Source organism: Paenibacillus phoenicis, from assembly GCF_034718895.1.
GTDB classification, from domain to species: domain Bacteria; phylum Bacillota; class Bacilli; order Paenibacillales; family Paenibacillaceae; genus Fontibacillus; species Fontibacillus phoenicis.
In genome coordinates, this window is the sequence record NZ_JAYERP010000001.1 from 2,969,133 (window position 1) to 2,981,999 (window position 12,867).

The following is a 12,867-nucleotide window of genomic DNA, read 5'->3' on the forward strand; positions in this document are numbered from 1 at the left end:
CCCCTTCACCCTTTCCCCGGCGAATTGCCTCTTACATATTTGGCGTCAAACAAAAACAACCGCATCAGCAAGAACAAGGAAGGAATGAGAATACACAATCCTGCAACGAAAGCGGTGATTAAGGCGACGGCCATCGTCTCGTTGGTGAAGCTCTCGTAGATACTCACCTGCTTATAGAGAATATAGGGAAGGTGGCTGCGGCCATATCCGTACCAAGCAAACGCGAACTGCAGCATGACCAGCAGGAACGACCAGCCTAGCCGCCGCTTTTTCCACATCAAGATGACGGCCCCCAGGTAACAAATCAAAGAGGCGATAAACATCCACGCTACCTCCAACATATGTGCGAAATGCTCCGGATTTTGCCGATGGATCTGAAAAAAGGCGAACACACAGGCGAGAATCGTCGGCCCGCTCCACAGCAGCGCATACCCGCGCAGGACTCCGAAAGCCCGCTGATCCCCCGCTTTATCCGCGTAATACGCCAGAAACATCGCCGAAATGTACAGCACAGACACCAGTGCCAGCAGGATCACCGACCAGGTATACGGATTGCCAAAGAAGGCTGCCCAATCCAAGACAACCTTCCCGTCGCGCTCGCCAATGATACCGCCCTCCGAAATAGCTAAGATCGTCGAAAGGGCCGCCGGAATCAGCAGACCCGTTGCCCCGTAGACCGCCATATACGTTTTATTGTTCGCTTTACTTGCGCCATAGGTATTGTAAGCGTAATAAGCGCCCCGCAAGGCGAGCAGCACGGTAACCAGACTGCCGGGAATCAGCAGCGCCGTGCCGTAATAATAAGCGGAATCCGGGAAGAACCCGACCAAACCAACGACGAAAAAGATTAAAAACACGTTGGTCACTTCCCACACCGGGGATAAGTACCGCTGAATAATGTCGTGGACTTTGTTTTCATGGCCGGTTATCACGCTGTAATAGCTGAAAAATCCGGCACCAAAGTCAACGGAAGCGACGATTAAATAGCCAAACAGGAACGTCCACAACACCGTAATGCCGACCAGCTCATAGCTCATTGTGCGTCTCCTCCCTCAAGCCCGGCTTGCCGCAGCTCGGTGAGCACATCCTTGTTGCGGAACATCCGGGATAATACGTAAACGCAGGAAAGGCACAGGACCAGATACAGCACGGCGAACATCAGCAGCATCGGGCCAACGCTTTCCGAGGTGGTAGCGGCTTCCCCCACCTTCATATAGCCCCGGATGATCCACGGTTGACGGCCAAACTCAGCGAACATCCAGCCCAGCTCGATGGCGACCATCGCCAGTGGCCCCAGCGCCAAAATGCCGATCAGCAGCCAGACCGGAACCTTCGTCTTGCCGCCGGGCAAGTAGCGCCGCAGCAAATACAGGAACGGAATCAGGACGAGCAGCGCCCCGATCGTCACCTTGAGATCAAACATATAATGAATCAGCAACGGCGGACGCTCATCTACAGGGAACTCCTCTAACCCGATGACCCGGGTATTGGGCGAATTACCGGCAAGGATGCTAAGCGCATACGGGATTTTCAGCGCGTATTTGACGTTCCCGGCCTCATCCAGTACGCCGCCGTATATCAACGGTGCCCGTTCCATCGTTTCAAAATGCCATTCCGCCGCCGCCAGCTTCTCCGGTTGATACTTGGCCAGAAACTTGCCGGAGAAATCCCCAATCACCGCCGTCGCCAGGGCAAACACGAAGGAGGAGATGACCGTCAGTTTCAGCGCCTTTTTGAAATAGACGTGATCCCGGCCGCGCAGCAGGCTGAAAGCCGCGATGCCCGCCAAAATTCCCGCACTGGCCGTATACGAGGAAGCCAGGACATGGGACACCTTGGTTGGCGTTGCCGGATTAAACATCGCCACCAGCGGACGGAAGTCTGCGATCACCCCGTTTTTGAGCGTGAATCCCTGCGGTGTGTTCATGAAGGCGTTCAGCGTGGTAATGAAGAAGGCGGAAGCGGAAGAGCCGATGGCGACCGGAATCAGCAGGAGCAGGTGCAGCCCCTTATTTTTGAATCGATCCCACGTATAAAGGTAAATCCCCAGAAAAATCGCCTCCACAAAAAAGGCGAAGGTCTCCATAAACAGCGGCAACGCAATCGCCTGTCCGGCGACGCGCATAAAGGTGGGCCAGAGCAGGCTGAGCTGCAAGCCGATGGACGTCCCGGTCACGACCCCAATTGCCACAGAAATGACGAAGCCGCGAGCCCAGCGGCGAGCCAGCATCGTATAATGCGGATCGTTCGCGCGAATGCCCCGCCACTCCGCCAGCGCGATCATCAGCGGCACGCCAACGCCAATCGACGCAAAGATGATATGTACGAACAAGGTCAGCCCGGTAAGCATCCGGCTTAAAGTGACCGAGTCAAGATTTGCCATAACTCAAGCTCCTTCAGGAGAAGTAATGGAGGAAACGAATCAAGCTTTTGATGAAGGCATACAGCATGATCACGGCTACGATGAGACATACGATCGCCAGGGTTCGCTCTTGTTTTCGGAACATGCCTTCGCCTCCTTGCCCATTTAGTGTGTCGCGGATGTTCCTTTTTATTCCTATGAGGGTTGGGCAATAGGCCGCATTGAGGTACAATAGACAAGAAAAGTTTAAAATTAAACCAATCTGGGATTAAAGGCCTCATCTATAGAAAGGAGCCGTGATGATCAATGAAGATCGTCTTTATCGAACCGACCCCCAGTCCAAATACGATGAAGCTGCATTTGGATGAAAGCTTGGAGCCGGGGATTCGGAAAACATATACGCTGAACAACGAACGCTCTGCCCCCGCTTGGATTCGCGGATTGCTGCAGATCCCCGGGGTCAAAAGCGTGTTCCACACCGCTGATTTTGTTGCCTTGGATCGGAAAGGGAACGCTGATTGGGCGGCAATTTTGTCCGAAGTGCAGAAGCAATTTGGACAGGAAGGCGTGGAGTCGGCCTGGACCCCGGAGAGCGGGGAAGCCTCAGGATACGGGGAGGCGCAGGTCTTTGTGCAGTTCTTCCGCGGCATCCCGATGCAAATTCGGGTGAAGGCGGGGAACCAAGAGGAACGGATTTCGTTGTCCGAGCGATTCGTGAACGCCGTCACCGAGGTGGCCAGCGCCACGCTGATCAAGGAGCGCAAGCTCGTCGATTACGGCGTGCGCTACGGCGAGCTGCCTGACATCGCCCGCGAGATCGAGCAGGAGCTGGAGGCGGCGTATCCGCCGGAGCGGCTGAAAGGCATCGTCGAGCAAGCGATCGCCCACGGCCGCAGCGAGACGGAGTTCGTCGAGCAGCGGCGCGCGCTTAGCCTGGACGAAATCCGCGAGCGGATGAAGGACCCGGATTGGCGCGTGCGCTACGCCGCGCTGGAGTCGCTGCAGCAGCCAAGCGCAGAGGCGCTGCCGCTGCTGGCGGAGGCGCTGCGCGACCCGCAAATGCAGCTCCGCCGGCTCGCCGTCGTTTACCTCGGCGACCTGCGGACGCCGGAGGCGATGGAGCTGCTGTACGAGGCGCTGCGCGATGCTTCCGCCGCCGTGCGGCGCACCGCCGGCGATACGCTGTCCGACATCGGCGATCCGGCGGCCACGGGGCCGATGATCGCGGCGCTATCGGACAGCAGCAAGCTGGTCCGTTGGCGCGCGGCCCGCTTCCTCTACGAGGTCGGCACGGATGATGCCTTAGAGGCGCTGCGCGCAGCGGTAGACGACCCTGAGTTTGAGGTGGGTCTGCAAGCGCGCATGGCCGTCGAGCGGATCGAGTCCGGCGAGCAAGCCGCCGGAACGGTCTGGCAGCAAATGGCCGGCCGCGAGCGTGGGGGCAACAAGTAAACAAAAACGAGCAAGGGTCACCTGACATGAGGTGTCGGTGATCCTTGCTCGTTTATTTTTTTCATCCTTATTCCCAATGAATCTCAACCCGCAAATCATCCGTTCCCTCCAAAGGCTGCATCAGGTAACGGATATTTCGGATGCCCAGGTTGTACAGCCCGGTCAAGTCCTCCAGCAACTGCTCATCCGAACCGGCGTAACGCACGGTCACCGTGGCTTTTCCGGCCTTCATGCCGGACTTGACCCGTTCTGCCAGTCCTTTGGCGGTGGACACTGCCGCGTCGGCGTCGTATAAGTCGTACCCCAGCGCAGTCTTCAGCGCAAGATAGGTTTGCTTCTTCTCCCCGCCTGCCTCAATTAGCGCCTGCAGGGTTTTGATATAAGGTACGGACGCCCGAGGATAATCGGCCGCTTTCCAGATATGATCCTGCCTCATCTGCTCATCGGTTCGCAAGTAATACGTATAATTGACCCGCTTGGGCACATCAGGGACCGGGTCGTCCCAGGTCGTGTCCAGATGGTACCAGCGGTTGTCGAGACGCACGAGGTTCCACGCATGCAGCTGGCCTCCCGCCGTCCCTTCCACTAAACGGTTCTCAATCCCGGCTTCCTTCAGCAACTCGTAAGTCAGCAAGGCGTAGCCTTGACATACCGCTTCGCCAGTTTTGAGCCCTTCATAAGCGGTATATTTTTGCAGATCGGTATCGTACTTCAGGTTCAACACGACATAATCGTGAATCGCTTTGATTTTCTGATGGTTGTTCATGCCCGGTTGGATCAGCTGCTTGAGGATGTTCTTCACGCTTTGGCGGACGTAAGCGGTCTGCTCAGCCGTTTCGCGGTAATGAACCTGCAGCGTGATCTTGGCCGATCCCGTTGTGCCTCGCCAGGAGTAGACGTAACGATCCACGATATATTTCGTATACGGATCGGCTTCCAGCGCATCGTGCACCGCTTGCTTCAGCTGATTCTCCAAATTTTTGGTCGACCCCTTATATTTCAAGGTAATCGTCGTGTTCCGCGCCTCCATCCCTTGCGCCAGCTTAGCCTGCAGTTGCTTGGCGGTCGTGACCGTCGCCGGCTCCGCCGCCGCTTGAACCGGGACGGCAATCCCTCCAAGTGGTTCGGTACTCAGCAGTAAACCGCCGATCACCCCGGTTATGAGCCAACCTGTTGAAAGTCTCCCGATTTTCTTTCCCATCTGGCTTCCCTCACCTTCCGGTCAAGCTGCATAAACGATTTCTTCTGCCAATCTTTCGATCAAGCCCATTGTAACACAGCCTCTCCTGCAAAAGCTTACTAGTTTTGTCGAACGCAAAACAGGATTTGGACAGCCCCCGTAAGGCGGTTCCTTCGAGATCTCACGAAAATCTGTTTCCTAAAATTCACAATCAGCTTCTACAAATGAAAGCAGGGCTTATGTATAATAAAAAATATAAAAAAATGTGATAAATGTCATTGCGTGAATTTTCAGACTTCCATAGGAATGGAGAATCGATTGGATGACTATCGTAAATATTTCGGATATTTCGGTGGAATTATTTTTAGCCGTCATGTTTTTTCTGCTGATTGTGGCTCCCATGGTGAGCCTCGGTGTACTGCGATTGTTCCAGGGCCGCAAGCGGGCGGGCTTTGCCTTAATCGGCGGCGGAGTGTTGGGATATTTCGTGTTCCAACTGATTGCCGGACTGTTTATCTAGGAAGCATAACGATAAATTGATAGCTCCATGCAAAAGAAAACGGCGATACAGGCCCTTCCTGTATCGCCGTTTTGCTGTTCCTTATTTTACAGCTGCTGCAGCTTGCTCATGCTCCATGCTTTCGATGAATTTCTCGCAATCGATCGCAGCCATGCAGCCGCTTCCTGCCGCCGTAATCGCTTGGCGGTAGCGGGTGTCCTGTACGTCGCCGCAAGCGAAGACGCCCGGAACATTGGTCTCGGAAGTGCCTGGCTTCACCACGATATACCCGTTGGCATCCAGATCGATTTGGCCGCCCAGGAACGAGGTGTTCGGTTGATGGCCAATCGCCACGAATACGCCGCTGGCCGGAATGATTTCTTCCTCGCCCGTCGCGTTGTTGCGCACTTTCAGGCCGGTAACCCCATACTCTCCGGCGATGACTTCAAGCGGCGTGCGGTTGAGGGCCAGCTCGATTTTCTCGTTGCTGCGCACGCGATCCTGCATGATCTTCGAGGCGCGCAGCTCTTCGCGGCGATGCACCACGGTGACTTTCGAAGCAAAGCGGGTTAAGAATCCGGCTTCCTCCATTGCGGAATCGCCGCCGCCGACCACAATAATCTCTTTGTTGCGGAAGAAGAAGCCGTCGCAGGTCGCGCAAGTGCTTACGCCGCGTCCAACGTTCACCTCTTCGCCCGGGATGCCCAGGTATTTAGCCGTAGCACCTGTCGACAAGATCAATGTCTCAGTCACGAGCTCACCAATTCCTTCTACCTGAAGTTTAAACGGACGTTGGCTCAGATCCACGCTGTTCACCCAGCCCGTGCGGAATTCAGCTCCGAAACGTTCGGCTTGCTTGCGCATGTTATCCATCAATTCCGGGCCCATGATCCCTTCCGGGAACCCCGGGAAATTTTCTACTTCCGTGGTTGTTGTTAATTGGCCGCCTGGCTGCGGACCTTCGATCACCAGCGGATTCATGTTCGCGCGGGCCAGATATATTGCAGCGGTTAACCCTGCCGGGCCGGTTCCGATAATAATTGATTTGTACATATCCTCAAATCCTTTCAAATGGATTCATCACAAATTATAGATATAAGATGGCTTGATTCTAATTATGTGAACGTTGCAGGAATCTGTCAATCTTTGTAATGGATAGGTTTGGTGAAGGTTAAATGAAGGAATGGTGAAGACCGCTATGCCAGGACCACAGCGCGAGCCACTACGCGCGACGCTACCGAAACCACTATCGAAACCACTACCGAAGCAGCCGCAGCCCGTTCAGAATCACCAATAGCGTGCTGCCCTCATGACCCACGACACCAAACGGCAGCGGAATACCTGCCGCAAAATTGCTTACGATCAGCATCAGAATAACGGCACCGGCAAAAACCAGGTTCTGCTTCACGATCCGCCGAGCCCGCCGGGCGAGCGAGATCGTCTCCGCAATCCGCTCGATGCTGTCGTTCATCAGCACGACATCGGCCACTTCCAGCGCGGCCCCGCTGCCGCCGCCGCCCATGGCGATGCCCACGCTTGCGGCTGCGAGCGCCGGCGCGTCGTTGACGCCGTCGCCGACCATCGCGACGCTGCCATAGCGCTCCCGCAGCGCCTTGACATGCGCGACCTTCTCTTGCGGGAGCAGATCGGCGTACACGAGGTCGACGCCGATCTCCTTGGCCAGCGCGTGTGCGGTCACGCTGCGGTCGCCGGTCAACATCGCGACGGCGACACCCAGCTCGTGCAGCCGGGCGATGGCTGCCTTGGCCTGCGGGCGAACCTCGTCGCGGAGCGCGATGAGGCCGACGTAGGCATCGTCCCGCTGAACGACGGAGACGGTGTGCCCCTCGGCGATCCATCGGCGAAGCTGCTCAGCCAGCGGCCCCGGTAGCATCCAGTCGCCATCGTCCGCCTTGCCGATGCGCCACGCCGCGCCGCTGACCTTCGCTTCGATGCCCCAGCCCGGTAGCGCCCGCAGCTCCTCGGCCCCGTCGATCGGCAGCCCTTCGGCTTGCGCCTTGCGTACGATCGCTTGAGCCAGCGGATGCTCCGACAGGCTCTCCGCCGCAGCGCAGGCAGCCAGCACCTCCCGCGGGTCAACGCCTTCGATGGTGTACAGCCCGGTCACCACCGGCGAGCCTTCCGTCAGCGTCCCGGTTTTATCAAACGCGACGACCCGAATGCTGCCCAGATGGTCCATATGGGCTCCGCCCTTGAACAGCACGCCTTTGCGGGCGCTCTTCGACATCGCCGAGAGCATGGCCGGCATCACCGACGATACAATCGCGCACGGTGAAGCTACTACAAGAAACACCATCGCCTTGTAAAAGGCGAACGACCAGCTCCAGCCAAGCAGCCACGGCGTGAGCAGGATGAGGGCTAGCGTTGCGGCTACAATTGTCTTGGCGTAAATGCCTTCAAGCCGCTTAATAAACCGCTGCGTCCCCGGCACCTCCTGCTGAGCCTGCTCCACAAGGGTGATGATCTTGGCGAACAAGGTGCCTTCCGCCGGGCTGGACACCTCCACATAAATCGCCCCTTCTCCATTGATCGTTCCGGCATACACCCCATCCCCCGGCTGTTTATCCACCGGGATCGATTCTCCGGTGATTGCCGATTGATTTACCGCAGAGCTTCCGGTGCGGATGATCCCGTCGGCCGGGATCACCTCCCCTGGCTTCACCAGCAGCAGGTCGCCCACGGCCAGCGCCTCCACCGGCACCAGCTCCATCCCATCTTCGCCAACGCGAAGCGCGGTTTCCGGCTTCATCGCGATCAGCGCCGAGATGTCCTTCCGGCTCCGTTCGCTGGCGAACGATTCCAAGGCGCCACTTAATGCAAAGATAAAGATCAGCATCGCCCCTTCGTTCCAATAGCCGATGGAGGCTGCCCCAAGCGCCGCCGCGATCATCAGCAAATTAACATCCAAATCCCGCTCTTTGATTAAAGTGATCAAGCCTTCCCGGGCTTTCACATATCCCCCGACCGTATAGGCCGCAATATACAGCACCATTGAGATCCAAGGCATCGTCCCTTGCATCCCCCAGGCCCATGCGGTAAGCATTAACCCGCCGCTGACCAAAGCGAGCAGCAACTCCCGGTGGCTGAAGAGCCGCTTCCAATCCAACCGCCGCTTCCCGCCCGGGTTAGGTTGATGGGCTGCTTGATTCACTTCTGGCAATGTTCTTCTATGGACGACTTCCATAATAAGCTCCTCCTTGTAAGGGGGGTAAGCTGAGAATGAATATTATTGTTAACCCCCTAAAAATGGCGCAAGCTGCCCCGGGATCTTCCCGGAGCAGCTCACAAATGAGAACGATAATCATTGTTGAATTAGGACAATAATTTTGGTTTAGTGAAACTTTTGGCTTTATTGTATGCTTATTTTTCCATTTTGTAAATACCTGCTGACCGCAGCTTCAGACCCACATCGGCATCAGCCCCTGTCCGCACACGAAAAAAACCGCTGACCGGACGGACAAACATGGTCCTCCGATTCAGCGGCTTCAGTATAAATTCGGTATAAATGCTATTAGGCCTGGCTGGCAGCGATCGCCTGCTCCAAATCATACAGGATGTCGTCGATCGACTCCGTCCCTACGGACAAGCGGATTAACCCCGGCGTGACGCCGGCGGCCAATTGTTCCGCTTCCGTTAACTGTTGGTGCGTGGTGCTGGCCGGATGAATGATCAACGACTTGGAATCGCCGACATTGGCCAAATGCGAGAACAGCTTCACGCTATTGATTAGCTTGCGACCGGCTTCCACGCCGCCGCGAATTTCAAACGTGAGGATGGCGCCTTGGCCTTTTGGCAAGTATTTTTGCGCCAGTTCATAGGATGGGTGGCTTGGCAATCCCGCGTAGCTGACCCATTCTACCAGCTCATGCGCTTCCAGATATTGCGCCACTTTCAGGGCGTTCTGGCTGTGGCGTTCCACGCGCAGATGCAACGTCTCCAGCCCTTGCAGCAGCAGCCACGCGTTAAACGGCGACAACGAAGCGCCAAGATCGCGCTGCAGCTGAACGCGGGCCTTGATGATGTAAGCGAGCGGACCGACTGCTTGCGTATATACAACGCCGTGGTAGCTTGGATCCGGCTCGGTCAGGCCCGGGAATTTCCCGCTGGCAGCCCAGTCGAATTTACCGCTGTCAACGATGATACCGCCGATCGAGGTACCGTGCCCGCCGATAAACTTCGTTGCCGAATGCACGACGATGTCCGCGCCAAAATCGATCGGACGCAGCAAATACGGGCTTGGGAACGTATTGTCGACGATCAACGGAATCCCATGCTCATGGGCAATCGCCGCGACCGCTTCGATGTCCAGCACGTCACCCTTCGGGTTGCCGATCGTCTCAGCGTAAAGCGCCTTCGTCTTGTCCGTGATCGCTGCGCGGAAGTTTTCCGGATTCGAGGAATCCACGAACTTCACGTGCACACCAAGCTTAGGCAACGTTGTGGAAAACAGATTATAGGTACCGCCGTACAACGAGGTGGAGGAGACGATTTCGTCACCCGCCCCGGCAATATTTAAGATGGAGAAAGTGACCGCCGCCTGACCCGATGCCGTCGCCAATGCCCCGACGCCGCCTTCCAACGCAGCTACACGCTTCTCGAACACGTCATTGGTTGGGTTCATGATCCGGGAATAAATATTGCCGAATTCCTTCAAGCCAAACAGATTCGCCGCATGCTCGGTGTCGCGAAAACCATACGACGTCGTTTGGTACAGCGGGACCGCCCGGGAGTATGTAGTGGGATCGATCTCCTGGCCGGCGTGAATCGCCAGCGTTTCTGGGGCATATTGACGCTCTTCAGACATGGATAATTCCTCCTTCAAATCATCGAAATAATGATAAACCAAGAATGTTTTTTCATATTCTCTCACATCTCGTGTGATTTGAAAATAGGAAATCCGATAATTTTTATATGAATTATTTAGATTGAGATAAACCCGTTGATATTTCCGGATAAAATAAGCATCCTCGAACGTTGGCTCACCTTCGCGGAGCCCCGGAAAGAGGGGGCTTCGCCAACCAGCTTGGCATAGATTCCTTCCGGCGTTTCCCGAAACTCGATCAACCCGGCCTCCGGACACTGATCAAATTGCTCGCGCGTCAGCGTCCCCTGCCACACCCGGTAGGGGTCTGCCATCCAGGATGTTTTCCCTCCGTAAAAGCGAACCTTCCCCCGATCCAGCCACAGCACATGATCGGCCGCTTCCTCCCATTCGCTCAGCTCATGGACCGCCGTGATGACCGTTCGCCCTTCGGCATACCGGTTCAAATAAGCGCAAAGTGATCCCCGGCTTCAACCGCAATTGGTCGATCGCCCGAAGTGGGCGGCATCAGCGTGGCCAAAATGCGCATCAGCGAAGATTTCCCTGCACCGTTGGGACCCAGGAGGCCCACCATCCCTTCGTTTAGCGTTAAGGTGACATCGTTCAGCGCGAAGCCGCCGCGCGTGTATTTTGGGGATAAATGATCAATTGGTATCATACGGTTCCTCTTTTCCGAACATTTTATCAAGTTATGCCTTCCGCGGGAGACATCTGTAGCTGTAACGGAAAGGGGACATAAAAAGTCTGGATGAAATGAAAAAAAGGGTACTATTTCCACAACCGCTCTGGAATAGCACCCTGTTTCTCCCTCATGTCACTTGATTTTAGTAGTCGTTTTGGCCGCTTTGACCTTGGGCGATGGCCACGCCGGCACTGGTGCCAAGGCGCGTTGCCCCTGCCTTGATCATCGCTTCGGCATCAGCCAGCGTGCGCACGCCGCCGGACGCCTTCACGCCAACGTTTGGACCTACCGTTTTGCGCATCAGCTCCACCGCTTCGACGGTAGCCCCGCCGGTGGAGAACCCGGTCGACGTTTTGACGAAATCCGCTCCGGCTTCCACGGACAGCTTGCAGGCCCGCACGATTTCCTCGTCGGTGAGCAGGCAGGTCTCGATAATGACCTTCACCAGCGCTTTGCCTGCCGCGGCCTGAACAACCCCGGCGATATCGCGGAGGACCAGCCCGTCGTCGCCGTCCTTGAGCGCGCCGATGTTGATGACCATATCGACTTCGCCCGCGCCTTCGGCAATCGCATGAGACGCTTCAAACGCCTTCACTTCCGGCGCCGAGGCACCCAGCGGGAAGCCGATGACGGTGCACACCTTCACCGGGGAGTCTTTCAGAACCTCCGCTGCGGTCTTGACCCAGGTCGGGTTAACGCATACGGAAGCGAAGCCGTATTGCTTGGCTTCCTCCGCTAATTTAATAATGGCGGCGCGTCCGGCGTCCGCCTTGAGCAGCGTATGATCGATCATAGCAGTAATGGATTGGGATTGAGTTGACAAAGGAATTCCTCCGTTCGTGATTTTAAGATAATGAACTGCATGCGTGAATGCCTGCAAAAGTGCAGGTATTTTTTCTAAAAACTTGGCTTAATCAGGGAAAGCCTGCAAAAATACAGGTTTAATTTGAGAAACTGCTCGATTTCCAGATATCGCAGAAAAATACCTGTATTTTTGCATCTTTTTTCGGCGAAATGCGGGAATCCGGTGATAATTCCTGCACTTTTGCAGGCTTTCTTCAAGCTGGGATGAGGCATTAATATAAACTGGAAATCGGCACACCGCTCGGCAGCTTAAACGGATGCTCCGGATTGATATGATCATAAAACATGATACCGTTTAGATGATCGATCTCATGTTGCATCACGATTGCGTCAAAGCCTTTGAACCGAAGCTTGATCTCGTTGCCCTCATCATCGTATGCCTTCACTTGGACCTTCTCGTAGCGTGGAACGAAGCCCTGCACCGTCCGGTCGACCGACAGGCAGCCCTCGCTCTCCGGCAAATACGTCATCGCCTGAGAATGGCTGATGATCTTCGGATTGTACAAAGCGAGCGGCCGATCCTTGCCGTTCTCGTCCATCAGCAGAGCTGCGAACATCCGCTTGTTCAGTCCGATCTGATTCGCCGACAACCCCACGCCCGCCCGCAGCTTGTATTTCTTCGACATCTCGGGATCCTGGCTGTTCTTCAGAAATTGCAGCATCGCCGCCATTTCCTCGCGGTCTTCCTCGGTTGGGGGGATGCTGACCGGCTCCGTCACCACTCTGAGAATAGGATCCCCTTCTCTTACAATATCATCCATCGTAATGATGTAATTGCGGTTGAATTTACTCATAAATAAACAGTTCATCCACCTTCGTCTGCAAAATTTTCGCAAGCTTGAAAGCCAGCTCCAGCGTCGGGTCGTACCGGTTGTTCTCCACGCAATTGATCGTTTGGCGCGTGACGCCGCATTCCGCGGCCAGCTCATTCTGGGTTAAGCCCAGCCGCTTCCGGAATTGCTTGATCTTATTGTTCATCGGCACC

At 55.7% G+C, this 12,867-nt stretch carries 12 protein-coding genes and 1 pseudogene; 2 read left to right on the forward strand and 11 right to left on the reverse strand.

What is annotated here, in order from left to right:
- Positions 1–5: 5 nt before the first annotated feature.
- Positions 6–1,037 (reverse strand): cytochrome d ubiquinol oxidase subunit II, encoded by a 1,032-nt coding sequence (locus U9M73_RS14135; RefSeq protein ID WP_323077768.1) that lies wholly within the window; start codon positions 1,035–1,037, stop codon positions 6–8.
- Entirely contained in the window at positions 1,034–2,383 is a 1,350-nt protein-coding gene (locus U9M73_RS14140) for a cytochrome ubiquinol oxidase subunit I (protein ID WP_323077769.1), read from the reverse strand. Before U9M73_RS14140 ends, U9M73_RS14135 begins: the two co-directional genes overlap by 4 nt.
- Positions 2,384–2,668: 285 nt before the next feature.
- On the opposite strand from U9M73_RS14140, the gene U9M73_RS14145 reads away from it, so the two are divergent.
- On the forward strand, positions 2,669–3,814 hold the full coding sequence (locus U9M73_RS14145; protein WP_260071435.1) for a virulence factor: 1,146 nt from the start codon (positions 2,669–2,671) through the stop codon (positions 3,812–3,814).
- Between the two features lie 67 nt (positions 3,815–3,881).
- On the opposite strand, the gene U9M73_RS14150 is transcribed toward U9M73_RS14145, so the two are convergent.
- Complete coding sequence (locus U9M73_RS14150; protein ID WP_260071434.1) at positions 3,882–5,015, reverse strand: transglutaminase domain-containing protein; 1,134 nt, start codon at positions 5,013–5,015, stop codon at positions 3,882–3,884.
- 301 nt (positions 5,016–5,316) lie between these two features.
- Between U9M73_RS14150 and U9M73_RS14155 the strand changes: the two genes are divergently transcribed.
- The gene (locus tag U9M73_RS14155; RefSeq protein ID WP_009226864.1) at positions 5,317–5,514 is read left to right on the forward strand and encodes a hypothetical protein; all 198 of its coding nucleotides are present in this window, start codon (positions 5,317–5,319) and stop codon (positions 5,512–5,514) included.
- 81 nt (positions 5,515–5,595) lie between these two features.
- Here U9M73_RS14155 and trxB read toward each other — a convergent pair whose 3' ends face one another.
- The 8 genes and pseudogenes from trxB to U9M73_RS14195 all read right to left on the reverse strand — a co-directional run bounded on the left by trxB (position 5,596) and on the right by U9M73_RS14195 (position 12,860).
- Positions 5,596–6,546 carry a thioredoxin-disulfide reductase gene (gene trxB, locus U9M73_RS14160; RefSeq protein WP_323077770.1) on the reverse strand — a complete coding sequence of 317 codons (951 nt, stop codon included), beginning with the start codon at positions 6,544–6,546 and terminating at the stop codon, positions 5,596–5,598.
- A 205-nt stretch (positions 6,547–6,751) separates the two neighbouring features.
- Complete coding sequence (locus U9M73_RS14165; protein WP_323077771.1) at positions 6,752–8,698, reverse strand: heavy metal translocating P-type ATPase; 1,947 nt, start codon at positions 8,696–8,698, stop codon at positions 6,752–6,754.
- Between the two features lie 327 nt (positions 8,699–9,025).
- Positions 9,026–10,318 (reverse strand): homocysteine synthase, encoded by a 1,293-nt coding sequence (locus U9M73_RS14170; protein ID WP_009226868.1) that lies wholly within the window; start codon positions 10,316–10,318, stop codon positions 9,026–9,028.
- Between the two features lie 116 nt (positions 10,319–10,434).
- Positions 10,435–10,782, reverse strand: coding sequence for a hypothetical protein (locus U9M73_RS14175; RefSeq protein WP_323077772.1), 348 nt, complete (start codon positions 10,780–10,782; stop codon positions 10,435–10,437).
- A 44-nt stretch (positions 10,783–10,826) separates the two neighbouring features.
- Positions 10,827–10,994: pseudogene (locus U9M73_RS14180) on the reverse strand (ATP-binding cassette domain-containing protein); the annotation flags it as partial.
- Between the two features lie 166 nt (positions 10,995–11,160).
- Positions 11,161–11,811, reverse strand: a complete 651-nt coding sequence (gene deoC, locus U9M73_RS14185) for a deoxyribose-phosphate aldolase (RefSeq protein WP_036646551.1) — start codon at positions 11,809–11,811, stop codon at positions 11,161–11,163.
- Positions 11,812–12,094: 283 nt separating this feature from the next.
- Positions 12,095–12,676, reverse strand: coding sequence for a peptide deformylase (gene def / locus U9M73_RS14190; protein WP_009226871.1), 582 nt, complete (start codon positions 12,674–12,676; stop codon positions 12,095–12,097).
- Positions 12,669–12,860 (reverse strand): helix-turn-helix transcriptional regulator, encoded by a 192-nt coding sequence (locus tag U9M73_RS14195; protein ID WP_036646556.1) that lies wholly within the window; start codon positions 12,858–12,860, stop codon positions 12,669–12,671. The genes def and U9M73_RS14195 overlap by 8 nt, the downstream gene beginning before the upstream one ends.
- Between the last annotated feature and the right edge of the window lie 7 nt (positions 12,861–12,867).

Coding starts and splice junctions, on each gene's coding strand:
- U9M73_RS14135 (WP_323077768.1), bottom strand. CDS start 1,037: ATGAGCTATGAGCTGGTCGGCATTACGGTGTTGTGGACGTTCCTGTTT.
- trxB (WP_323077770.1), bottom strand. CDS start 6,546: ATGTACAAATCAATTATTATCGGAACCGGCCCGGCAGGGTTAACCGCT.
- U9M73_RS14155 (WP_009226864.1), top strand. CDS start 5,317: ATGACTATCGTAAATATTTCGGATATTTCGGTGGAATTATTTTTAGCC.
- U9M73_RS14150 (WP_260071434.1), bottom strand. CDS start 5,015: ATGGGAAAGAAAATCGGGAGACTTTCAACAGGTTGGCTCATAACCGGG.
- U9M73_RS14195 (WP_036646556.1), bottom strand. CDS start 12,860: ATGAACAATAAGATCAAGCAATTCCGGAAGCGGCTGGGCTTAACCCAG.
- U9M73_RS14145 (WP_260071435.1), top strand. CDS start 2,669: ATGAAGATCGTCTTTATCGAACCGACCCCCAGTCCAAATACGATGAAG.
- def (WP_009226871.1), bottom strand. CDS start 12,676: ATGAGTAAATTCAACCGCAATTACATCATTACGATGGATGATATTGTA.
- U9M73_RS14170 (WP_009226868.1), bottom strand. CDS start 10,318: ATGTCTGAAGAGCGTCAATATGCCCCAGAAACGCTGGCGATTCACGCC.
- U9M73_RS14165 (WP_323077771.1), bottom strand. CDS start 8,698: ATGGAAGTCGTCCATAGAAGAACATTGCCAGAAGTGAATCAAGCAGCC.
- deoC (WP_036646551.1), bottom strand. CDS start 11,811: ATGATCGATCATACGCTGCTCAAGGCGGACGCCGGACGCGCCGCCATT.
- U9M73_RS14140 (WP_323077769.1), bottom strand. CDS start 2,383: ATGGCAAATCTTGACTCGGTCACTTTAAGCCGGATGCTTACCGGGCTG.